Genomic DNA, 25552 nt, shown 5'->3' with positions numbered 1-25552 from the left:
AGCGCTCTTTAGTATTTGTCATATTACGGTGATCGATGACAACGCTATCAACTTTCAGACGCTCCAATAACATCGACGTGGCTTTATACGTGGTTTCTACTGGGATTAAATTCCTATTATCTCCCCTATATCTTCTACTTAAACATCGAATTCGTTTAGTTTATATGAAGGGGTAATAAGGGTTTGATAAAGATATACCTTTACTAACCCTTTACTAACCCTTTATTAACCCCTCATTAACCCTTTACATATATAGAATTTGCCCTAAAGTTAATGCAGTTTTAATCGGAGGTAGAAACATATAGATTGCACCGTGTTCAAACCATCTGTGCAGTTGATCTGTTAATCATTTTTAACATTAGGTTTTAAATTTAATTTTTTTACGCTAACTTAAGACAGTTAAATTATTATCTTTGGAGAGCTATTCATTTGTTCAGAAATATCGATTTATTCCTTAGATAATCGGCTTACACACCCTTAAGACATGGAGGAGGTTTATATACATCAGCTTTTTGCAGCTTCTGCTAAGCAGTATGCCACACTTGATGCCATTGTTCATCAGCATCAGGCGATCAGTTACGAAGAGCTGGATAAGCAATCCAGTACTTTAGCCGATAAAATTAGGACGATTGCCCCAACAGCACCTTTCGTAGGAATAAGTACTACGCGTGGCATTCCGATGATTATTGGTATCCTGGCGATATTAAAAGCTGGCAAAGCCTATATCCCACTGGATAAGGATTATCCAGAAACCCGCTTAAATCAAATCATTGGAGATGCCTTATTGGCTTATTGCTTAGCCCCAGCTGAAGAAGCAAGCTTTTTCCAACAACTATCCTTGTCCGTTATTGATGGTAGTGCCACTAAGCAACCTTTGCCAATGGCACCAACGCAAGAGGCTAAGCTTTCTGCCCATGCTTATGTACTTTACACTTCTGGTTCGACAGGTTTACCAAAGGGAGTACTCATGGGGCATCAGCCATTGGTTAACCTGCTGCAATGGCAAAATAAACATACTGTTGCAATAAGTGGTACGAGGACTTTACAATTTTCACCACTTACCTTTGATGTATCTTTTCAAGAGATCTTCGCTACGTTAACCACTGGAGGGACCTTAGTCCTTATTGAAGACGATATCCGTCTTAATTCAGTAGAACTGCTTCAATTCATTGAGGCGAAAAACATCAACAGGATCTTCCTACCTTTTGTTGCCTTGCAAATGTTAGCCGATACCGCAGGTTATCATCAGCTTTATCCCTCCGATTTACAGGAGGTGATTACGGCAGGCGAGCAATTAAAAGTTACGACGCAATTGGTTAACTTTTTTGCTAAGCTTCCAAAGGCTACGCTGTCTAACCAATACGGCCCAACCGAGTGCCATGTTGTTTCTGCATTGACACTAGCCGGACCTGCTTCTGCTTGGCCTGAATTGCCATCCATCGGAGCACCTATTGATCATGTACAATTATGGGTATTAAATGATGATTTCCAAGAGGTGGAACAAGGAACGATTGGCGAATTGTATATTGGTGGAAAGTGTTTAGCTGAAGGGTATCTCCATAAGGAAGAGCTTACCAAAGAAAAGTTCATTCAATGGACGCACCAAGGAAAAGAGCAGCGTATTTACCGTACGGGTGATCTTGCGCGGCAACTTCCCGATGGCACCTTTGAATTTTTGGGCCGAAAGGATCTTCAAGTAAAAGTAAGAGGGTATCGTATCGAGTTGGGTGAAATTGAAGTCCAACTCAACCGTCTACCGCAAGTAAAAGATGCCGTAGTCCAAGCTTTTGGCCAAGATACGTCCGATAAGAAACTGGTAGCCTTTTTAGTTCCATCGTCCGATAATCGGAATTTAGAAGAAATTAAAACCCACTTGAAGCAACAAATGCCGGCGTATATGGTACCAAGTGCTTTTGTATGGGTCGATGCCTTCCCGAAGACTGCCAGTGGAAAGGTCGACCGTAAAGCATTAAGCTTACCTATTCTGAAGCGGCCTGAAGGTAATGTTCCCTATAAAAGTCCGACCACAGCTTTAGAGAAACAGCTCTGTTTGTTATGGGCAACGCTTTTACAGCTCGATCGCGTAGGTATTGATGATAACTTTTTCGATTTGGGCGGTAATTCGTTGCTCGCGCAAAAAACGGTTAACCATTTAACCCAACAACATGCTTATCGTTTGCCTATTACGAAATTATATCAATTTCCCACCATTGCCGGTATCGCCTCTTATCTATCGGGAAAACATCAAGCCAAACGTCGCTTGCCCATTAAGCCCTCGCAAAACCTTAGTCCCATTGCGATCATCGGCATAGAACTTCGTTTTCCGGGTGCAGCAACCGTAGATGAATTTCTGACGATGCTTCGGCAAGGTAAAGAAGGCATTTCCTTTTTTAAGCCTGAAGAACTAGACCAAACGATTCCTGAGGCACTTAAACAGGATACCGATTATGTAGCTGCCCGAGGTATTTTGCATGATATTGAGTCCTTTGATGCTGCCTTTTTCGGTATCTCGCCTGCCCTGGCAGAAGTAATGGATCCGCAGCACCGCATCTTTTTGGAGCTTTCCCGGGATCTGCTGGAAAAAACGGGTAATTTATCCTGCAAGAAGGATCAGGACATTGGTGTCTTCGCTGGTTGCGGAAGTAACACGTATTTTTTAAACCATGTACTTCACCATCCGGAAAAAATCAGTCGATTGGGGAACTTGCCCCTAAGCTATGTAAGCGAAAAGGATTATATCAGCAGTAGAACGGCTTATCACCTCGATTTGAAGGGACCCGCTGTCAGCGTTTTATCCGCCTGTTCCACCTCGGCCTTGGCTGTAGCACAGGCTGTGGAAAATTTACGGGAAGGAAAATGTACGCTGGCCATCGCCGGTGGCGCTACTATCCATGTGCCCACCAATAGCGGGCATCTATATCAAGAGGGTTCTATGTTTAGTAAAGATGGTCATTGCCGACCATTTGATGCCGATGCTACTGGCACTGTTTTTAGTGATGGTGTGGGGCTTATTCTGCTTAAACCGTTGGAGCAGGCCTTGCAGGATCACGACACCATTTATGCAGTTATCAAAGGCATTGGCATCAATAACGATGGTGCAAACAAAGGTAGTTTTACGGCCCCTAATGCTGAAGGACAAAGTGCGGCTATACAAATGGCTATTGCCGAAGCCCAGGTAGATCCTAGCCACATCACCTATATCGAAACACATGGTACAGCGACTCCGATTGGCGATCCGATAGAGATCGACGGCCTTTCCCTGGCTTTTGGCGAAACGGGACAAAAACAATATTGTGCCATTGGCTCGGTCAAAAGCAATTTAGGTCACTTAACGCATGCCTCGGGCATTGCTGGTATTATCAAAACCAGTTTATCCATCTATCATCAACAATTATTTCCTACGCTGCATTACCGAAAGCCCAATCCGGCGATTAACTTTAAGGAAAGTCCTTTCTTTGTTAATGATACCTTACGGTCGTGGGAAGATCAAAAACGAATCGCGGGCGTAAGCTCCTTTGGCGTTGGCGGGACAAATGTACATCTCCTGCTGGAAGCCGCTCCGGAAACGGCCCAGCCTGAAACGGACACGACAACCATTCGTTCAGGCGAGGAAGTTATTTGCTGGTCTGCCCATTCGGCAACAAGCGTATTGGCTTATGGTCAAAAGCTGAAGAACTATTTGCACCACTATCCAGACACCCGCTTACAGGATCTGGCGTATACCCTTAACCGTACTCGGCAGGACTATACCTACAGGCTATCTTTTGCTGTTTCCAGTGTCGCTGCACTTCAAGAACAACTTCAGCAAGAGGCATCGCTTCAAGCCTTTATTCGTCCATTAAACCAACAACCGGAATCGCTAGCTTTTCTGTTTCCAGGGCAGGGATCCCAGTTTATTCATATGGGGAAAACCTTGTATGAGCAAGAAGCCGTTTTTAAAGCGGCAGTTGACCATTGTGCTACTATATTATTACCCATTATACAGGAAGACTTACGACAGGTTATTTACCCGGAGACGCCTGATACGGCCGCACAAGAAAAGCTGAAAAACACGTATTATACACAACCTGCTATATTTGTTATTTCGTATGCGCTTGCCCAGTTATGGATGAGCTGGGGACTAAAACCCAACGCCTTTATAGGTCATAGCGTCGGCGAATTTGTCGCGGCACATTTAAGTGGTGTCTTTCGTTTAGAAGACGCATTAAGGCTGGTAGCCTACCGCGCAAAAATCATCCAAGCCTTACCGGGTGGCAGTATGCTATCGGTACGTCTTCCAGAGCAGGAATTACGGGAGTTATTACCGGAACAATTGTCCATTGCGGCTATTAATGCACCCCAGCTTTGCGTGGTATCTGGAGAAACCGATCAGATACAAGCTTTTTCCGATATCCTTCAAACAAAGCAAGTTGCTAATCGCGTACTGCAAACCAGTCATGCCTTTCACTCTGCGATGATGGAACCGGTATTGAACGATTTCGAGGCCCTTGTTAAACAAATCGATCTTCACGTTCCAAAAATACCTATTGTATCTACCGTCACTGGTTTATGGCTAAGCGATGAAGAAGCGACTTCTCCTAGCTATTGGTCGAACCATATGCGGGCGACCGTCCAATTTTCCAAGGCAGTCGTTTTTTTAGAGGATGCATTGAATCCTGTTTGGTTGGAAGTAGGACCGGGAAATATTGCCAGTACCCTTATACAGCAACATGGCGCAGCATGCACCTTTCCGGCGATATCCAGCTTACCGATGCCCACGTCAGCGAATCAGCACACGAGTATACAGCAAGCCATCGGAAAGTTGTGGCAGGTAGGTTTACCTATAGATTGGAGCGCTTATTTTGGCGATTCAGCATACCAGCTCTTACTTGATTTACCAACCTATGCTTATGATAAGAAAAGGCATTGGTTAGGCAAGGATAACCGACCTACAGCTTTCAAAAACGATATTCATCCCATCATGACGAGGAAAGAACATATTATTGGTACCATACGTACCCTATTAGAGGATGCTTCTGGCATTGATTTAAGTCAGGCAAAAAACAACGATAGCTTTTTGGAAATAGGCCTAGACTCCTTATTGCTTACTCAAATTGCTAGCAATTTAAAGCGGGAATTCAACGTACCGATTACTTTCCGACAGTTAAATGAGCATTTATACAGCCTTGAACTTCTAGGAGAGTATCTGGATGGACAGTTACCGCCAGATCGCTTTCAGCCACAACAGGTGCAACAGCCACAGCAAATACAGCAGGCGCAGCAGCCTCAACAGGTAGTATCAACGGTTACCCCGGTACCTCCGCTCACTATACCGCAACAGCCTATCGATTTTAATACGACGGCAGTAAACCAAACGGCGCTAGGTTTGATTGCCCAACAGCTGAATTTATTGTCACAACAAATCCAGTTGCTTCAAGGGCAAGGAGCAGTAAGCGTAGCACCTACTACAAAGGCGAATACAGCGAATACAATTGCTAATCATGCTGCACCTGCAGCAAAAGCAGAAACACCTTCAACTGAACTTACAGCGGAAGAGCTGATCAATTTGAAGAAACCATTCGGAGCAACGGCAAAGATTGAAAAACAAGCTACAGCACTTCGGGAAGAACAACTGCATTTTCTGCAAGACTTTATTCATCGTTATAACGAAAAAACGAAACAGAGTAAGGCTTACTGTCAACAGCACCGTTCGTATATGGCTGATCCGCGCATTGTTTCCGGGTTTAAACCGTATACCAAAGAGATGACTTACTCCTTAGTGGTCAATCGTTCTTCCGGTAGCTATCTATGGGACATTGATGGCAACCAATATGTTGATGCCTTAAATGGCTTTGGATCTAATTTCTTAGGTTATCAAGCCCCTGTATTGAAAGAAGCGTTACTGAATCAAATTGAAAAAGGCTACGAAATAGGCCCCCAACATGAGCTGGCGGGAGAAGTATGTAAGCTCCTTTGCACGTTTACCCAAGCGGATCGTGCTGCACTATGCAATACGGGTTCTGAAGCCGTACTTGGCGCGATCCGGATCGCGCGCACGGTTACCGGTAAAAAGTTTATCGTATCCTTTAACGGTTCTTATCACGGCATCAATGATGAAGTATTGGTAAGGGGAACCAAAAAGCTCAAATCTTTCCCTGCTGCCGCCGGTATTATGCCTGAATTTGTTCAGGATATCCTTGTATTGGACTATGGGACAGAGGAGGCGCTGCGCATCATTGAAGAGCGTGCAGACGATCTGGCAGCGGTATTGGTAGAACCTGTGCAAAGTAGGCGGCCAGAATTCCAGCCGGTAGATTTTTTAAAGAAACTGCGTCAATTAACCACGGAAAAAAATGTCCTGTTAATTTTCGACGAGGTTATTACCGGTTTTAGGATGCATCCCGGTGGCGCTCAGGCTTTATTTAATATAAAAGCTGATATCGCAACCTACGGTAAAGTTATTGGTGGCGGCTTATCCATTGGTGCCATTACAGGAAAAACTTTTTGTATGGATGCCCTTGATGGCGGTTTTTGGCAATATGGAGACGCATCGGTTCCAGAGATAGGTGTAACCTACTTTGCTGGTACTTTCGTGCGTCACCCATTGGTATTGGCTACTGCCCATGCTTCCCTAAATTATATGAAATCACAAGGTCCGGCGCTTCAGGAAGGCTTAAACAAACGTACACACCATTTAGCGGAAGCATTAAATGCTTACTGCACGCAATATCAAGTCCCTATTTACATTGCTCACTTCGGCTCGCTCTGGAAAATTAAATTCCATGAAGAATACCCATACTATGAATTGTTATTTGCCTGGTTACGTTTTAAAGGCATCCACATATGGGATGGTTTTCCTTGCTTTTTAAGTGCAGCCCATAGCGATAAAGACGTTGAAAAAATCATTCAGGCTTTTGGAGAAAGTTTAGCCGAATTAACCGCAGCAGGGTTTATTCCCACAGGTGCGGTCTCTTCAGCGGTAAACGGAACCACAGCAAGTACACTGCCATTTGATAAACCACCTGTACCAGGGGCTAAATTAGGAAAAGACGAATCGGGTAATCCAGCTTGGTTTATAGCGCATGAAGGCAATGGTCAATACGCTATGGTAAAGCCCAAATAAGCAAAGCAGTAATGGAGGAAAACTACATTTTAGAACCCATCACGTATAATCCCTTTTCAACAGGAGAAATCTATCGTGTTGTACCGACAACCGATCCTCAAAAAGAAATCTGGATTTCCTGTTCGTTAGGAGAAAAAGACGCTAATCTAGCTTATAACGAATCCATATCATTACGTCTTAACGGCTCTTTACAGGTAGATGCTTTTACAAAAGCGCTCTACAGGTTAGTTGACCGGCATGAGTCGCTCAGAACGACATTTAGCGCCAATGGGGATTGGCTCTTTATCCATACGACTTTTCCGTTTCAGGTCCATCGGGTGGATTTATCACCTAAAGCAGGTCATCAGGAGGCTACGCTCAACGCATTTCTACAGCAGGAAGTGGCTACTCCTTTTGATCTATTTACAGGTCCGCTTTTTCGTTTCACCTTACATCAACTATCCAATAATGAATATATATTTACTCTGACGGCTCATCATATTATCTGTGATGGTTGGTCTTTGGGCATTCTGCTTGAGGATATTAGTAAACTTTATGATGCCCAGCTGCATCCGGACACCAAAAATCTTCCCGAGCCTTCCAGCTTCGCGACATATGCTGTTCAGCAATATCATTATACTAAAAGTGAGGCTTATGCTGAAACGCTGGCGTATTGGGTAAACAAAATTAAAAAAGATCCTGCCGCAGTTATACTTCCGCTCGATTTTGAACGCCCTTCTATACGCACGTATAGCAGCAAACGTCTAGACTATACCCTAGACCGATCACTCGTTCAGGCATTAAAGAAGTTAGCCACCACAAGCGGCTGCAGTTTCGTTACCACGCTATTTGCGTCTTTTGAATTATTTTTGTATCAATTAACCGGTCAACGCACGCTCATGATTGGTCTGCCCACTGCCGGACAAGCAACAGACGGTAACTTCTTTTTAACCGGACATTGTGTTAACCTGTTGCCCATACAATGCCATATTGATCCACAACAATCGTTTACGAGCTATTTAAAACGCAGAAAGAGCCAATTACTGGATGATCTAGATCATCAGCAGCTCTCTTTCGGTAAGTTAGTGCAAAATCTCCATCTCCCTCGAGATCCTGCTCGCATTCCGTTGGTTCCCATAACATTTAATGTGGATCTCGGAATGGATGCTAATGTTCGTTTTGAGGGTATTAAACATCATTTGCTATACAATCCTCGGATTTGTGAAACCTTTGAAGTATTCTTAAATATTGCCGACTACGGAGATGAACTCGAATTACAATGGTCTTATAATACCGATCTTTTCAAAGCCAGCTCGATACAACAGTGGGCAGCAGCGTATAAGGAATTACTGATTCAATTGACGCAACATCCTGAAATTCCCATCTCGACACTTCTTCAATCGCCGATCAACGATTTACCGGTGGACTTAACAGGCAAAACACTGGACGTTCCTAAACACCGAAGTGTTGCCGCAGCCCTATCCGAAAGCTGTATGCAATTTCGGGATCAACCCGCTATCTCATTTTATGGAGACACCATCACGTATGCTGCATTAGAAGAAAGAGCCAATCAGCTCGCCAATTATCTCGTTCAGCAAGGCGTTAAAACCGGCGTTAAAATTGCCTTATTACTCCCCCGTACACCACAGCTCATTATAAGCTTGTACGCCATCATGAAAACCGGTGCGACCTACGTGGCACTTGATGTGGAACTACCGCAAGAACGAATGCGCTTTATGCTGGAAGATAGCGACAGCAGCTACTTACTTACCCTTGATGCATACGGAAAAGCTTTCGCAACGACGGTTTCCATTATCTCCTTAACGGCTATTGAGCCAATTATAGCAGCACAAGCGACCAGTTTTGCTCAACCCACCTTCGATGCACAGGACATCTTATATGTGTTATATACCTCGGGTTCTACCGGAAAGCCGAAAGGTGTGCAAATCACCCAATCAAATTTATTGAATCTATTGTATGGGGTACAGTCGATTTTGCCCATCACGCAAAAAGATCGGGTGTTGGCCATCACCACAATCTCATTCGATATTTCCATCATTGAACTTTTCTTACCACTATTATGTGGCAGCACGATTGTGTTAGCTGATGGAGAAACAGTAAAAGATCAAGGAAGGCTGCTACAACTTATCCAGAAAGAGCAGGTTAGCTTGGTGCAAGCCACCCCTTCACGATGGCAATTACTGCTTCAAAGTACTTCCGAGCAACATTGGTCCTTTACAGCGATTGCCACTGGTGAACCGCTTCCCAAACAGCTTGCTGAAGCACTGGTGACCCAATGCGATGCCCTTTGGAATGGATACGGCCCGACAGAAACGACGGTGTGGTCTACATTGAAAAAAATAACAGCAGATGAGCAGACCATTAGCATTGGTACTCCCCTTCCCAATACCGTTATTTATGTATTAAATGAACAGCAGCAACCGGTAAACAAAGGTGTTAAGGGAGAAATCTATATTGCTGGGGATGGTGTGTCTGCCGGCTATTTTAATAGACCGGAAATAACCTCGGCGTCATTTTTACCTATTCCTTTTGCGAGCCCTTTCCAAACGATGTACCGTACCGGAGATTTGGGACGCATTAATGAGCGCAATGAACTCGAATGTTTTGGCCGTATTGATCATCAGGTCAAACTGCGCGGTTACCGCATTGAACTGGACGAAATAGCCTATCACCTGACCAAAATCGAGGCGATCGAAGAGGCGATTGTGGTATTGAGAGAAGACCGTCCAGGTGATCAACGATTAGTAGCTTATTTAAAAACACCCTCGCTACTTTCTACAGATACCGTTAGTGCACAGGCAGCAAAAGAGCATGTCCGTCTATGGCGTGATCAACTTATGGCCTACTTGCCGGCGTATATGCTACCCAATGATTGGATCTGTATGCGCGAATTTCCATTAACTTCCAATCAGAAGATCGATAAACAACGTTTGCCTGCACCGCATGTATTTCAATTGGCAACAGCATCAAGGGTTTCGCTTTCCCCTGAGCAAAAGTTGATCAAAGAAGTATGGAAAGAAGCACTAGGCCTCCAGCATATCGGTCTGGATGATAACTTTTTTGAACTGGGGGGGCACTCCTTAATCGCTGTACAGGTTATGCTTCGATTAGAGAAGGAAACTGGTAAACGTTTTCCTTTGGCGTCACTCTTTGAATACCCCACCATCAATGCCTTAGCAAACTTATTCCAAAGCGACGTGGAAATATTGCAACTACACTCCTTAGTGGCGATCAAACCCACTGGAACAAAACCACCGATTTATCTGGTCCATGGGGGAGGATTGAATGTCTTGATTTATCAGCCCCTGGGTAACCACGTTAGCCAAGATCAACCCTTATACGCACTTCAAGCTATCGGCCTAAGCGGTAAGAAGGAAATCCCAAGTACCATAGCGGAAATCGCCCGCATTTATTTGGCAGAAGTTCTGCGGCACAACCCGAATGGCCCATACGCCTTAGCTGGATACTCTTTGGGCGGTATTATTGCGTATGAAATGGCTAAACAGCTGTTAGCCATGGGGAGACAAGTATTGCTATTGGGAATTATGGATACGAATGCCGACGGCCGTGATTGGCAACTTCCAATGGTTAAACGCCTACTGAAAAAAACGGTGCGGCAGTTTAAGAAGATAAAACATTTTGTTCAATCGTATAAACATTATCCAAGTGATACCATCAATTATCAACTGCAGGCATTAAAACGATTGAAATTCTTCCAAACGGTGGAAGAACCAATCGACGAAGACCTATTCAGTAATGAGCCTCAAGTGGCTCAAGCCTATGATGATGCGTACAACAAGTATGTCTTTCAGCCATTGGCCATTAAAATACACCTTTTCAGAGTTAGCAAGCGTATTTATTATGTAGACGACCCCGTGTACCTGGGGTGGAAAGCTTATGCATTGAAAGGCGTAGAGATTTGCCCAATTCCTGGTGACCATAAGACCTTCTTATATCCACCAAATAATCAGGTTTTCGCACACACTTTAGAAAATAAATTGCAAGAAATCATCGAAGAGCAACCGCTGCAAGAAACCACCCATGCCCAATGATCACCAATCAGTTGCTTGTGCCTCCCGTTTGGCCTCCCATTAATTTGCAACAAATAAGGGATAAAATGGCTGTGGGTACATTGATCTTGCGCTTGTCGATCCAAGACAACCGGCAATATTTATCCACAGCAAAACAGTTACTTCCTGAAACGGAGCAGCTTCGCGCCAATCGTTTTATACAACAGGACGATCAGTTACGATTTGTTTTGGGGAGGCGTTTGCTACGCGAAATCTTAGGCCTGCATATCCAGTGTAGCGCAGTGGCAGTACCGCTGGTTTATAATGCTTACGGAAAACCAGCATTACCTACTCATAACCCTGTAAAAGTACACTTCAATATTTCCCATTCAGGAGATTATGTACTGATCGCTTTAAGCGACACCCCTGTTGGCATAGATACGGAACACATGAAGGCAGGGTTTGCCTATCAGGATTTTGCGTCAACTGTTTTTTCGACGGCAGAAACAAACGCGATAAAGCAATCACCCATTCCTTATGAGACATTTTATTTATTCTGGACAAGAAAAGAAGCATTTCTTAAAAACAAGGGTTGTGGTTTAGCTTTATCACCGCAAGAAATTCCCGCATTAGATGGTCAACATCTTTTGCCCGTCAAAACGCCAACAGCTTATGCGATTCACAGCTTTTCCTATGCCCGTGATTACATTGGGAGTATTTGCTTGAAACAAACAGCCATGACCAACATCCACTTTTATACCGTTGGGTTAGGATAAGGTTACCTTACGTTTTGATTTCTCCCATGCCGCACTCTGTTTACCGCGCAAAAACCGAAAAATACCGGCAATAACGGCATAGTTCATTAAACAAAAATAATACGGAATAAAGAATGCCTTTATGCTTACCTGACGTTTTTCCAGATATAGTCCCATCAGGGCCAATAAGTAAAATACGATCTGGGCTCCTAGCAAGAATGGGTATAGGGCACCTTCCCCCGATGTCACCAGGGCGATATTTAAAAAAAAGATCAACACCAATAAAAAAGGTACAATGGTCCATCGCAATACCCGATGGCTAATGTATTGAAACGTTAACAATGGATAATAGAAAGGATTAGCTGCCTTAGGAAGGCGTAAGATGGATTGCAAGCCACCTGCAGCAATACGGATTTTCCGTTTTAACTCCTCTTTCGAGTTCTCTGAAGCCGTTTCCATAGCATACGCTTTCGGTTCATATGCGATAATAAATCCGTTTTCCGCAATCCGCATGGCGATCATGTGATCATCAATAATGGTATCCGCCTCTACAGGTGGGTAATAGTCTGTCCGTATACTGAAGAGTTCGCCTGCAGCCCCCACATTAGAATAAAACGCATAATCCAATTGTTTCAATTTAGATTCATATTTCCAATAGAACCCTTCTCCTGCCGCACTGGCATCTGCGTGTTCATCCAACATAATTCGCTTTTCTCCGGCAACAGCACCCACTTTCGGATTTTGATAATGTTTTACCAATTGTTTCAGGGCTTCCCTATTCAGAAAGGTATTGCCATCGGTAAAGACCGTAATTTCGCCTGTTACATGAGGCATAGCCCGTTTAATGGCGGCCATCTTCCCAGCTCGTCTTGCTTCATGAAGCAAGAGAATCCGTGGATATTTTGCAATCAATTCTGGTGTCCGATCCGTTGAGCCATCCGTGATAAAGAGGATCTGAAAGCACGTTTCCGGATAATCCAGCGCTAGGGTATTCTTAATTTTTGCTTCAATGATTTCCTCTTCGTTATACGCGGCAACCAATAGCGTCAGTTTGGGATATTGCTGCTGTTCTTCCGTAAATCTATAGGGTTTCACAAATAAACTTTTGATAGCAACTAAGGCATAAAGCACCACACCATAGCCAACGAACGTATAAACCACTACGGCAATGGAAAACCAAAAAAGAAAAATCATGTTATTTATTTTTAACTCAAAACGTTGTCCTTAATTCAGCTATAGGCAATAGGCCGTATGCTTTAAGCGATTTGCATAGCCTGCAAGTTTTATTATTAATTACGCAAAAGCTTATTGCTTAAAGCCATAACCTTACACCCTATACCTCATACCGTACACCTTTATACCTTATAACTTACAACTTATACCCTAAACTACCATCATCCTTACGATGCGTAAAATTCCACCATATGCCCCTATAATGCCATTTTAGCAAATTTAGTTTTCCTTGAGACAAATAGCGAATTGCCTGCTTGGTAGAAGCTACCAACACAAAAAAACATCCAAAACAGAAGGTAGTGGGCCAGCTGGTGTTTTTACGAATGAACAGCATTCTATTTCGCGCCATAAAATAAGTTTTCAACGCACTTTCTTTTCCGACACTCATCGATTCTTTATGGTATATTCTTGCGGCACCACAGAACCAGCTTTTAAAGCCGGCCCGTTTAAATTTTTCACACCAATCCAGCTCTTCATAGTATAAAAAATAGCGTTCATCCATTAAACCTACCTTTTCCAGATCACGCTTTCTACACATCATTGCCGCGCCATGGCAATAGCCTGTTTCTTCACTTACCGCATCATATTGGCCTGTATCCAACTCCATCGTGCCCCGGCCTCTATTCCTACCCGTAATATAATTCATCTTGGAATATCCAGCGTACTGTATACACCGCTTATCTTCAAAATAAAGCAATAAAGGAGAAACCAGTCCGACTTCAGGACGGACATCCAATTCGTGCTTCAGCCGAACCAGTAAATCGTCCGTAATCTCGGTATCATTGTTTAATAACAATAAATACTCGCCCTTGGCTTGTTTGATCCCCAGGTTATTTCCTCCAGCAAAACCAAGATTTTTTTGAGATCGGATATAAACCACTTCAGGCATAACCGCACGATAGTAGGCCTCATGATCTTCCTCATTACCATTATCCACAAGGATAACTTCAATAGGAAAGTTCGGTGCATAATCTCGCACAGACTTTAGAAAATCGAACGTCAGCTGCAATTGCTTATAGTTTACCGTAATGATGGATACTGTTATCATCTATACCCTAATTTTTTGCGGAAAGATTAATTTTACTGTTGTCCCTTCTTCTAATCTTGAACAAAGGAACAATTTCCCTTTAATTTTATTGACAATTTCCGAAGTAAGGTACAGGCCAAGTCCCGACCCTTCCACCTGAGCATAGGCACGGTAAAACATTTCAAATATTTTTTCCTGGTTAGCATTATCGATTCCTATGCCATTATCTTCGATAAGCACATGCGTTTCATCCGATTTATTCTCCAGGGAAATGCGTACAAATTGGTTTTCTTTTAAGGGATCCTGATACTTTATGGCATTAGAGATCAAATTAGAAAAGATAATACGGAGCCTTGATTTATCGGTATACATTACCGTTTCTTGGGGCACATCGCAGAAAACCTGAACCTGTTTATACCAAGCATTGTAGCGTAAACTTTCTAATACTTCCTGTAGGAGTGTCCAAACCTCGACCCGTTCGGTCTTCACCTCTTGTTTGGCATTCTGGGTATACATACCGATTTCGACAATAAACTCATCCAGAATTTTCACATTTTTCTCCATATGCTTCAGGTATCCTCTGAGTTCGTCTATGGAATCAGCGTCCTCAGCAAGGTATAACAGGCCAAGAATGGAATTCAAGGGTGAGCGAAGGTCATGTGAGGTACTGTATACAAAAGAATCCAATTCGCGATTCGTTTCCTGCAATTTGCCAAATTGGTCACTGATTTGCAACTCGTTCATCTTTCTTTCATGAATATCCATGGTCGTACCGATAACGACATCATGAACATGTTGTTCATCTTGTACGGTCATCATCCCTCTATCCAAAAACCACCGATAAGTCCCATCTTTTGTCTTCCGCCGTACTTCCAATTCAAAAGGTTCACTAATATGCGCATATCGTTTGATCGTTGACTTCATCAAGGCTTGGTCATCAGGATGTAGTAAGGCAAGAAAATCTGCACTCGAAGCAATTTGTAAGTCTTTCAAATGATATCCCAATAAGGACAACCATTCTTCACTCACATAAATGCTATCAGCCATTACGCTCCATTCATATATTCCTATCCTACTACCCTTGTTGGCCAGAACTAGCCTTGTTTCGCTCTTTTTTAGTGCCTTTGAAAGCTGATGTAGTTCGTTTTGGTTATCTAGTAGTTTAGATTCTACCTTCGCATTGACTCCCACAACAAATTGCAAAACGGTAATGCTAATCACTAAGGACGCAAAAAAATCAACAAAAAAGGTAATGGGATATTTCAACGCTGTTTCCGTACCATAACTTAAAAGGGGATAATCGATATAATGGGCCAGTACCACCAATGAAGCGGAGAAAGCGCATAACAGGACACGCAATATCAGCAGTTTTCCGTCTATCAGAACCAGTGTGCACAAGACGGCAGGGATGTAAAGCATCAATACCCCATCCATGATCGCTTTATCCGTGGCAAAGACAAAGATAAGCAAGTTCCCTCCGATTAAGCCGATGCACGCTCCTAATGTTTGTTTATTGGCTAAACAACACGCATAGCTCAGCCCACCTACCACTATCAACAGCAAATAATAGCCGTAACTGTTTCTTAATTCACCAAAAATGATGTCGATAAGGGTAAATCCAATAGCTAAACCAATGATGACTAATGCCAAGCGTTTAGTTAGTTCTATCCTTTTAAATCCGCTAAAAGTCACTTTATTTCAGAAGTAGTTAATTCAATTGGCTAATATAGGTCACTATCCAGCCGCTTCTACAAAGATAGGCGTTTCGGTAACTAAAAGTTTTATTCTTCCATTTTGGATTGCTCTTGTTTCTGTTTCCATTACATCAGCTTTAGGCCTTAAGTAATGGATCTTAACCTGTTTTGCTTCTTTTACGTTGAGTGTATAGTTTTCCTTTCTATCTTGCTGATCAGGCACCACTAATACATACATCTTTTTATGATCATTTTGATAAACATCTACAATCGGATCATCCTCCACTGTATGAACATACTGATAGTTCCCCATCAGCTTCCGGAGCTGTACAAAGTAATCTGCCGCAACTCTCCGTTTACCGGGAGCTAAAAGCCCAGATTTTCCGAAAGCCATACCCGATGGTATATTGGAAGCATCATTATCGTATAGCTGATAAAAAAACACCTTATCTACACCATGTCTTCCATAAAGTAAAGCTGTCCGTATGAGCCAATCTGCCTGTACCATTTCGGCCGACTTGGAACCAATAGGAATTGCCCGCTGCAAACTTTTACTATCGAGGTCATATCCAACCTCGGTAGACCACACGGGCATTCCACCCAATTCATTAGATAAATGTACAAAAGAATCGGCCACTTCTCCTAAATTACTGAGTTCGGGTGCTATTCCATGGCTAGCGCTTTTAAATAATTTCGAAAACCAGCTTAAATTATCATTAGAATATAAATGGTAGTTTAGTATATCAAAACATAAATCGACATGACCATCTTTCTTATATCCTCTATGCTCTTTACACCAAGCGATCATATCTTTTATAAAGGCAACATTTGCCCGAGCAAGTCCGCCCATAACGACTTTCATGGTGGGATCAGCACTTTTAACACCAACATCTTTACCCAATGTTCCTTTATGTCCATCGTAAAAAGCAGAAAGATTAGCGGCGTATTGCCGACCATTTTGTTGCACACCATTCCCCTTCCACCATTTGTCCGGTTCATTACCACATTCTACATAATGTACTAAGTCCAGCCCGATTTTTACTTCATTTATTCTATCGGTATTCCACCGGGCCGTATCATTGACATGCACGAGCGAGCGATCCACCTTGCCATTGCTACCATATCGGGCAGCAAATTGAAAGGCAGCTTTTGCCTGCGCCAGATAGGATGCGGGGTTTTCCCTATCTGCACCATAAGGTGCAGGAATATTATCATGACTTCGCTCCTTTTCCGGATAGGTATTATATAGCCAATCAGGGGTCGTTTGAATACAAGTAACTACAAAAATCCCCTCTTCTTTGCAACGCCTATAAATGGTATCGTAATTCCACCCTCCCCGACGAGTTGGATTAAAGGTGTAAGATCCAGGATGATCTTCCAACTTTTCCCAATCGAGGTAATGCCTAACACCTGAAAAAGATTTAATTAACCGCATTTTCGGTTCATAAATATTCAGTCCCGGCTCACTCGGACGATTTGGATCCTGAAGGAAGTCCCATTCAAAAGCATTTATACCTAATAAATCGTTTAGAATAATGGGGTATGTTGGTTTTTCCTTTTTTATTAATGTATTTACCGTGGTATCAGATTGATTATCAAGTGCCGTCTGGCGAACCAATTCATCGACTTTTGATTGATGATGTTCCTGATGTTGATGCTCTCCTCGTTCACTATTACACGATAAAAATACAGACAAAAACCAAATGGACACCCGTAGTAACATGCGATAGTTTAGATTGATTGACCCCATAAGTATTTTATAAACAATATTTACAGACAAATAAGCAATTATGAATGTACACAATAAAAAAATAAAGCCACTATACTTAATCGTCTCCGTTCACAACAAAAACTTTCATCAAAGTTAACATTTTAAGTCTTATATCAATCATTCATAATCTTTAAAAGACGTGTACCCCAACAAAATGAAACGGAAGCCTTCTAAAAATTCCACACCTTAGCAGGCGATTTCTATGAAAATTTTGGTATACTGACCTGACATATAAATGGATTTAATCTTTGATCATCTCATGATGTGCATTTTTCCAAAGGCATGGTATACTCTTTCTTTACCTAAACCGAGTTATGATAATGTTTAAAAAAGCTATCTTTGTCAACGTTCGAAAGCCCATAATCATCAATAATGAAAGACAACTCCCCGAACCATTTCTTAAAGAAAATAGCCAGTTTGCTTGTTCGGATAAAATATGGCAAGCTGCCAGTAGCCTATCGGTATTTTTATAGAAACACCTATTTATGCAAATGGGTACAATGGCGATATATATTCAAGGATTATTTTTTTAAGAAAAAATATAAGCAGATAGCATTTCAAGGTGAGTTTGCACCAGAACTCGAATTCGTACTGCCCTACGCTTATTGGCATTATAAAAATGGTACCTTAAAAGAGACAGCAGGGGCATTATATACGAAAGAGTTTTACTTTTTTTCACCACACCATGAAGAAAAATTTGAGGTGAGAACAGACGAGGGTAATTATAATTTTGATACCCCACGGATACTATACAGCCAAGATTACCATATGAAAAAGTGGCTTCGTGTCCCTTTAAAAGAACATTATCAAAACGAGGTATATGTTTTTGATAAGCCCATCCTGATTTTGGCCAATCGATATAATATGGAATGGAATCGGCCACCGATTAGTTATTATAGCCTAGATCTTTTAGACTATATTATTCAACACCTCAAAGCAACTTATACCATCATATACAATAGGCCCGCGCCCAAAAATATTACGATGGATACAAGCGATATATATGATCTCCATGAGTTTGAATGGTTAAAACAGGAGCATCCGGAAGTATTGTTGTTGGAAGATCTCTATCAAGAAAATAAGATTGGTGCGCGCAATTTCAATCATTTACAATTATGCGTCTATGCCAATGCCTCCCATTTCATCTCGGTACATGGAGGAACAGCGGCTTTAGCTAGTTATTTTGGAGGCATAAACCTTATCCTTTCTAAAGAAGGTCCGGAACACCATTTTCATTGTTTTGAAAAATTGTTCCCTCAACTTTCGGGTGCCAAAATTTTACACGCAAAAACCGATGACGAGGTAAAAAAATACGTCAATGCGCATTATCTAAAACCTTAACCGATAATTAATGAGCACAACAAAAAATTATTGGTTGCATTCGGGAATTATTAATTTGTTACAAAATGCACTTACTGTACTGGTAGGTTTCGCCGGTTTTTATCTATTGGTACGTGTCTTACCGAAGGAAGAATATGGTACATGGATTCTTTACTTAAGTGTGGTAGGCATTCTGGAAATTGCCCGGAATGGCTTGACACAAAATGCCATCATCAAATACTTATCTGCAGCAGAAGGCCTTGAGCAAGGGAAAATCACAACTGCTTCGCTTGTCGTAAATGCTACGTTAACCGTGTTCATTAGCTTCCTAATCATCGCGCTGGCACCCTATTCTGGAACAGTGTGGCATTCGGAGCTGCTTCCCCAAATGTTTTACCTCTATTGTCTGCAATTTTTAATTTCCAGTCTGCTAAACCAGTTCAATTGCATGGAACAGGCCAAACTTAGTTTCACGGGAACCTTTGTATCCAACACGGTAAGGCAAGTATTGTTTCTTGGCTATCTGGTTTACTGCTTCACCTATCGGCAACATGCGAGTCTGTTTACTTTAGTTTACGTACAGCTTATCGCCGTGATTATTGCTACTGGTATTGCTTGGTACTACAGTAGGCGGCATCTGCTATTTTCAAAAAAACTCGATATCAACTGGATGAAAAAGATATTGCATTACGGAAAGTATGCCTTTGGTATTTCTATCAGTTCCATGCTATCCAGTTCTATCGACCAGATGATGTTGGGTTCTATGCTTTCCAAAGCGGCTACTGGTTCATATAATATCGCCGTCCGCATCAGCAATTTAGTAGACATTCCTACCAATGCCATGGCGGCGATTGTGTTTCCGCAGAGCGCTAAACGAGTTGAAGAAGAGGGCATTAGTGCTCTAAAATATCTTTATGAAAAATCGGTAGGAACCATTCTTGGTTTATTGGTACCCGCACTGCTGTTTGTTTTCTTATTTACAGAACCCATCATCACCCTTCTAGTGGGCGAACAATATCACGATGCGATACCTTTATTGCATATTACCTTGGTAACAGCCTTATTTGTTCCTTACGGACGTCAGGTAGGTACTATACTATCTGCTGCCGGCAGAACCCGGTTAAATTTTTTCATTGTTCTCTTCACTGCATTGGTTAATATTCTATTGAATTTTTTCTTTATCAAGCAAATGGGGGTAGTCGGCGCTGCCTATGCTACCCTGATTGCAAATGCTGTCGGTTTTTTGGCAGCACAATTTATTTTGAGAAAAGATTACCACATCAATATGTGGAATCCATGGGCTTATGCATGGCTTTTTTATAAAGAATTGTATCAAAAATTTATTTTAAAAAGCCCTAAATCTGCATAAATTGAACAGCTGTTTGTTGATTAGCGTAAAAAGCAATCCCAAGCGTCAGCTTGCCGAGCTTAGCATTAATTCCCTCTTATAAATGGGACGCCAGAATGGCAGCAAATTGCTTTGTGCGTTCTTGCCAAGTATTCGCCGCGGCAATCATTAAACGTTGTGCAATTTGCTGTTGCGTACTTATTAAATGCTCTTGTAAAGCATGGACAAATTCACCGGCATTAGCTGCGTAAGTTACGCAATCTCCAGTGAAAGATTGTAAATCCGTATTGAAGGTTGTGGCTACAACAGGCTTTCCCATTCCTAAATACTCAAAGAGCTTCAATGGAAAAATGGTTCTGCTAACGGAGTCGGCCTTAAATGGAATTAGACATACATCAAAGGCCGCGAGCACCTGATTAATTTCATCATGACGAATGGGAGGCAAAAGAAATACATTCTGACAATTACGGAATTTTTGCGGCACATGCTCCTCACTGATTGGACCAATAAACACAAAATTAACCGTTGGACATTGGGCTATTACTTGACTCATGAGCTCAAAGTCCATTCGACGCTCAATAGCTCCTAAATATCCAGCTATCGGATGCGTAATGGCCGATAAGCATGTATGAGGCTTGTAGCTCTTTTTTAATACCATCACCGGATCAGCTATTGTTGCCCCATTTGCCACAAAATAGGTATTTGGATTAATTAACTGCTTTTCGTCATATAGCGCCTTGCTGGTGCATATAACGACATCACTTTCCTGTAGTATAATCTTCTCTGAAATTATCCCATGTTTCTTATCGTATTCTATAATCAACGGATCAACACAATGATAGACACTTAATACCGGATTTAATGCTCTCAATATACCAGGGAAATGAAAGTTAAAAGAATTAATATAGATATAGTGTTCAATACCCATTTTCTTAATAAGCTTTCTTATCCGTTTTAAAATGATCGTTTCATTCAAACGAAGAAACCATCGATATAAACCTCCTTCAGGCAGCCAATTAATAGGCAGTACAGGTGGTGTTATCACAACCTTTAAGCGTTCACAATCCGTAGATAATATACCATCCGATCGTTTATTGAACAGGGAGCTACGTATTTTAAATTCCTTTGCAGATTTATCTGCTGTGAGGTAGTCTTTCCATGTATAGGGATGATCGATGTAATAGACATCGTTCCATTGACTTAAATACCGTGCTATGGTAAAATTGGTAGATGCAAGACCATCGAAGCGCATGTATCCCAATATAATGATTGTTTTATCTTGTAGCTGCATATCTAAAGTACGGCAAGATAAGAAATTTGCAGGTAAACATTATTTTAATTAGGTTTGAAAAAAGAAATAATGAAATCTTTAAAAAGCATTTGGCATTTTATAAAAATGCTTTTTTATAGGGCTAGCCTAAGCAGCCTGTTTTTCTTTTTCTGTTGCATTATTTTCTTTTCTATAGCTTGTAGCAAAACAACACCATCTCCAACACAACCTGACACCGAAATTGACAGCATAAGTGAAAGCGGTAAATCACCCATATCAGCCATAAAAGGGCGGTCTTTTTTGGTAGGCAATGGATCCGGTAAACTACTTATTGATGGAAAAAATTTTAACATTAACAAAACCAAAATTACGTTACGCGCACACGATACGATCCGCATAAAAGAAGGTAGTTATCAAGGGATTACCATTCAGAACATTCAACTGCCAAAAGATTCGACCGTCATTATTACGAATAATGGTTTAGTGCAATTAATTGGTACAGGCTTAAACGATGGAGGCAGTGGGGAAAACCATCAAATCAAGCTAGTCAATTTAGCGAATGTGAAAGTACTAGGTAATGGCAACAAAAAATACAGCCATGGTTTTTTACTTCGAGACAATCGCTATCGAGCCATTCAACTGGAAGGAATTTTCAGCAATTTTGAATTATCTTATTTTGATTTCAAAGATCTGGGAGATAATGTTATTGGCTACGACCCCGAAAATGTGATTTATAATGGCTCCAACGGCACCTTTTCAGAGAACATGACATTCACCCATCTTCATGCCGATAATATCGTAGAACTCATCGATTTCAGGGGATGGATCAACAAAGATAACGATCAGGCCATTCGTGGACTCATTAAACATATTGAGGTCGCCTATATTCAGGTAACCAATTCGCCCAACTGTGGCACTGTTATCCACTTACACAATGCCCAAGACTTCGATATCCATCATGTAGTACTCGAAAATATAAATACCGCCAGAACTGACCATGTAGGTATTTTCACCATCAATGGCCCTGGAAAAATACACCATAATCTCATTAATAGCGGATGGGGAAATGCGGTAAGGGCATGGCCAAGCACCTTAGGAAATTCGCCTAAAGAACTGCTTATTTATAACAACATTGTTGTCAATTCGCTGAAATATAGCGCATTCGAAGTACAACCAACCAAAGAAGCATTACTATCAGGACAAACCACTTTTACCAATGTTAAAATCTACAACAATACCTGTGGCACCCTAAGTACAAAAGGCTTGGTCGTTGGTAAAATACTTGATGCATTTGATTTGTTCGGTGGCCGTTACGAAGTGTTCAACAATTTAGCATTTAATTTTCCTTTTGGCGGGAAAGATATCAAAGGCCCATTTGTCAGCTATTTGGGGGTGGACGAACACCTAGTTAAACTCAGCAATAATCTTTACTTCGACACCGCTACCCAGGCAGGAATTATCGACCAAAAGGAATTTAAACTTGCTAATAGCTCTCCAGCAAAAAATGCAGGAAAAACATACACTTCTTTAACTGATGATTATTACGGAATCAGCCGTGGGAATAAACCGTCTATTGGTGCTGTACAATAAAAATGTAATATGAAAACTGTCCGCTTATTCCTTTATTCGATAATCTACACGTTAGTTTGGTCCTTAAACAGTTGCAATATCAATCCTAAAAAACTGCTAACATATGACACTGTAGACTATACGACTTTACCATCGAATAAGGCACCATTTCGTAATTTCCTGGGAATTAACGGTTTTGAATGGGACTTTATTGACTCTACTAATCATGTGTCTGCTAAGAAATATGGACTTATAAAATCATTCGACCGCTTCCGGCATTATTTAGACTGGGAACGCATTGAGCCTCAGGAAGGTATCTTTAGATTTGATCATAGTCCCGATGGCGGTTGGAGTTATGATGAAATTTATAAAAGATGTGCCGAAGATAGTCTAACCATGTTAGTCACCTTACAGATCGCACCCAAATGGCTTATCGATACCTATCCAGAAAGTGAACGTCAGCGCGATGTATCATTACTACCTTATGGAAAATCGCGTTTAGACCCGCTTTCTTATATCGCACAAGCTAAAGCAGCCTTTCAACTCACCGCCCGCTATGGACGAAACAAACGGGTTAATCCTAAATTAATCCATGTAAAAAACAAGCAAAATCGGCCTAGAATCGGATTAGGCTACGTTAAATACGTAGAGTGCGGTAACGAACCAGACAAATGGTGGAAGGGACCATCAGCTCAGCAAAGTGCTGAGGAGTATGCCGCAAACCTCTCTGCCTTTTACGATGGACATAAAGGAACATTAGGTAAAGACGTTGGCGTTAAAACTGCCGACCCCTCCATGCAAGTTGTAATGGGAGGAATGGCCAAGCCTGATGTCGATTTTTTAAAGAAGATAGTAGCATGGTGCCGTAAAAATCGTGGATTCAAACCCGATGGACAAGTAGATCTCTGTTTTGATATTATCAATTATCACAACTACTCCAACAAAAACGAGAAAATAGCCTTAGCTCCCGAATTGTCCAATCTAAAGCATATAGCGATGGACTTCATTGAAACGAGTAAAAACGTTGGGAATAATCTCGATATATGGGTTACCGAAACGGGCTACGATCTCAACCAGGGCAGTTTTCAAGCGGCTTTTCCCATTGGAAATAAGCCAGTTGAAGAAGTACAGGCAGATTGGGCTATCCGCACTTCATTACTTTACAGTCGTCTAGGTATAAAAAGTGTTTTTTTCTATATGCTAAATGATGTAAGTAGAGAGAGCCCTGTACAATATGCCTCTGCAGGTTTTCTAGAAAATGACCAACGCAGACCGGCAGCGAATTATTTCAATCAGGTAAAAGAATTATTAGGCAATTACCATTACATCCAAACCCTCAATAACGATCCACTAGTTGATCTTTATCAAAATGATCAACAGGAAAAAATTTATGTACTGCTATGCCCAAGCCAAACCGGAGCAAAAAAAGATTATATGCTACAACTCGGTACAACAAAGAAGTTCACTCGTTTTACATTACAACCGCACCAAAAACATATGGCCTATGAAACTTCTTCAACAAAAGGACCATCTTTAGCAATAACGGTCACGGAAACACCCATATTCATAAAATTAGATGGCTCTGCTTCTAAAAAATAGTTTTTTTGATCATGTGTTTATATAGACACGAAACGGACCGCTACTGTCATCGAAATAATGTTTTATTAGTAATTTGCTTGAAAAATGCGCGAAAAGGACCACCAAGTTCATCGATTCGTCTAGAAGAGGTGAACACTACTGCGTCTTTAGCTTTGACCAATTTTAACGCACCAAAGCGTTGATCTCTTAGCTTCAAAGCTAGATACCCATCTTCATTGCTTCCTTCAGGATGTTCAAAACCACCTACAGCCAAACCATCCGTTCTCCGAAATCCGGAATTGAACCCATACACAAACATCGCTTTATCTCGTAAAGTGCCTTTTATCCATTTATAGCCATCAGCGAAACACTCATAAAGGTAGTACGCTAGTCTACTGTGATTACGTTCGGGGAAAAAAGCAAATTTACCATAAATACAGCCTACGTTTTTATCCATAAGCTCATTAACCATGACGTCTACCCAATAGGGAGAATAAATAGAATCGGCATCGGCATTTAAAATATATTTACCCTTAGCGATTAACAATCCCCTATTTCTAGCGTATTTGACTCCCTGCATCCCTTCAAATACATATACCGCACCGGCCATTTCAACAAGCTGTTTCGTATTATCATTCGAATTATTATCTACAACAATAATTTCTATTGCATATTTCGATATAATATAAGATAAGGAGGATAAGGTCTTTAAAATTCTAGCCTCTTCATTATAGGCCGGAATTACAATAGAAACTTCAGGTTCACCCCAGTTTAATGCGCTAATTCTTGCATTCATTTCTGTTATCCTATCTATAAACCAATGATTGGCTCTCAATTGTTCACGTACATAAGAAGGCAAGAAAAAAGGTCTCATA

Annotated in this window: 13 protein-coding genes; 7 read left to right on the top strand and 6 right to left on the bottom strand. The window is 41.5% G+C overall.

Translation table 11 applies throughout. The annotated features are described in order from the left end of the window. Positions 1 to 484: 484 nt before the first annotated feature. The 3 genes from ABD930_RS01695 to ABD930_RS01685 are packed head-to-tail and all read left to right on the top strand — an operon-like array spanning position 485 to position 11888. Positions 485 to 7102: an amino acid adenylation domain-containing protein gene (locus tag ABD930_RS01695; RefSeq protein ID WP_345229950.1), complete on the top strand. Its 6618-nt coding sequence runs from the start codon at positions 485 to 487 to the stop codon at positions 7100 to 7102. 11 nt (positions 7103 to 7113) lie between these two features. After that, positions 7114 to 11154 carry an amino acid adenylation domain-containing protein gene (locus ABD930_RS01690; protein ID WP_345229949.1) on the top strand — a complete coding sequence of 1347 codons (4041 nt, stop codon included), beginning with the start codon at positions 7114 to 7116 and terminating at the stop codon, positions 11152 to 11154. Continuing rightward, positions 11151 to 11888, top strand: a complete 738-nt coding sequence (locus ABD930_RS01685; RefSeq protein WP_345229948.1) for a 4'-phosphopantetheinyl transferase family protein — start codon at positions 11151 to 11153, stop codon at positions 11886 to 11888. Before ABD930_RS01690 ends, ABD930_RS01685 begins: the two co-directional genes overlap by 4 nt. Here ABD930_RS01685 and ABD930_RS01680 read toward each other — a convergent pair. From ABD930_RS01680 to ABD930_RS01665, 4 genes are all read right to left on the bottom strand, one after another. Beyond that, a complete protein-coding gene (locus tag ABD930_RS01680; protein ID WP_345229947.1) occupies positions 11880 to 13061 on the bottom strand; it encodes a glycosyltransferase family 2 protein in 1182 nt (393 codons plus the stop codon). The two genes, ABD930_RS01685 and ABD930_RS01680, sit on opposite strands and share 9 nt — an antisense overlap. 175 nt (positions 13062 to 13236) lie before the next feature. After that, positions 13237 to 14148 (bottom strand): glycosyltransferase family 2 protein, encoded by a 912-nt coding sequence (locus ABD930_RS01675; RefSeq protein WP_345229946.1) that lies wholly within the window; start codon positions 14146 to 14148, stop codon positions 13237 to 13239. Further along, entirely contained in the window at positions 14149 to 15777 is a 1629-nt protein-coding gene (locus ABD930_RS01670) for a sensor histidine kinase (RefSeq protein WP_345229945.1), read from the bottom strand. An 84-nt stretch (positions 15778 to 15861) separates the two neighbouring features. Then, positions 15862 to 17571, bottom strand: a complete 1710-nt coding sequence (locus tag ABD930_RS01665; RefSeq protein ID WP_345229944.1) for a hypothetical protein — start codon at positions 17569 to 17571, stop codon at positions 15862 to 15864. Between the two features lie 393 nt (positions 17572 to 17964). Here ABD930_RS01665 and ABD930_RS01660 point away from each other — a divergent pair, with 393 nt between their 5' ends. After that, positions 17965 to 18933: a hypothetical protein gene (locus ABD930_RS01660; RefSeq protein WP_345229943.1), complete on the top strand. Its 969-nt coding sequence runs from the start codon at positions 17965 to 17967 to the stop codon at positions 18931 to 18933. A 10-nt stretch (positions 18934 to 18943) separates the two neighbouring features. Next, positions 18944 to 20281 (top strand): flippase, encoded by a 1338-nt coding sequence (locus tag ABD930_RS01655; protein WP_345229942.1) that lies wholly within the window; start codon positions 18944 to 18946, stop codon positions 20279 to 20281. Between the two features lie 76 nt (positions 20282 to 20357). Here the strand turns inward: ABD930_RS01655 and ABD930_RS01650 are convergent, their stop codons facing one another. Then, the gene (locus tag ABD930_RS01650) at positions 20358 to 21551 is read right to left on the bottom strand and encodes a glycosyltransferase (protein WP_345229941.1); all 1194 of its coding nucleotides are present in this window, start codon (positions 21549 to 21551) and stop codon (positions 20358 to 20360) included. Between the two features lie 69 nt (positions 21552 to 21620). Between ABD930_RS01650 and ABD930_RS01645 the strand changes: the two genes are divergently transcribed. Both ABD930_RS01645 and ABD930_RS01640 read left to right on the top strand, forming a co-directional pair. Further along, positions 21621 to 23120, top strand: a complete 1500-nt coding sequence (locus ABD930_RS01645) for a glycosyl hydrolase family 28-related protein (protein ID WP_345229940.1) — start codon at positions 21621 to 21623, stop codon at positions 23118 to 23120. Between the two features lie 9 nt (positions 23121 to 23129). After that, on the top strand, positions 23130 to 24698 hold the full coding sequence (locus ABD930_RS01640) for a hypothetical protein (RefSeq protein ID WP_345229939.1): 1569 nt from the start codon (positions 23130 to 23132) through the stop codon (positions 24696 to 24698). A gap of 46 nt (positions 24699 to 24744) precedes the next feature. On the opposite strand, the gene ABD930_RS01635 is transcribed toward ABD930_RS01640, so the two are convergent. Further along, entirely contained in the window at positions 24745 to 25551 is an 807-nt protein-coding gene (locus ABD930_RS01635) for a glycosyltransferase family 2 protein (RefSeq protein WP_345229938.1), read from the bottom strand. Between the last annotated feature and the right edge of the window lies 1 nt (position 25552).

Source organism: Olivibacter ginsenosidimutans (assembly GCF_039542865.1).
In the GTDB taxonomy this organism is placed as follows: Bacteria; Bacteroidota; Bacteroidia; order Sphingobacteriales; family Sphingobacteriaceae; genus Olivibacter; species Olivibacter ginsenosidimutans.
The sequence above is the reverse complement of the archived record's forward strand: the minus strand, read 5'-3'. Positions and strand labels throughout refer to the sequence as shown.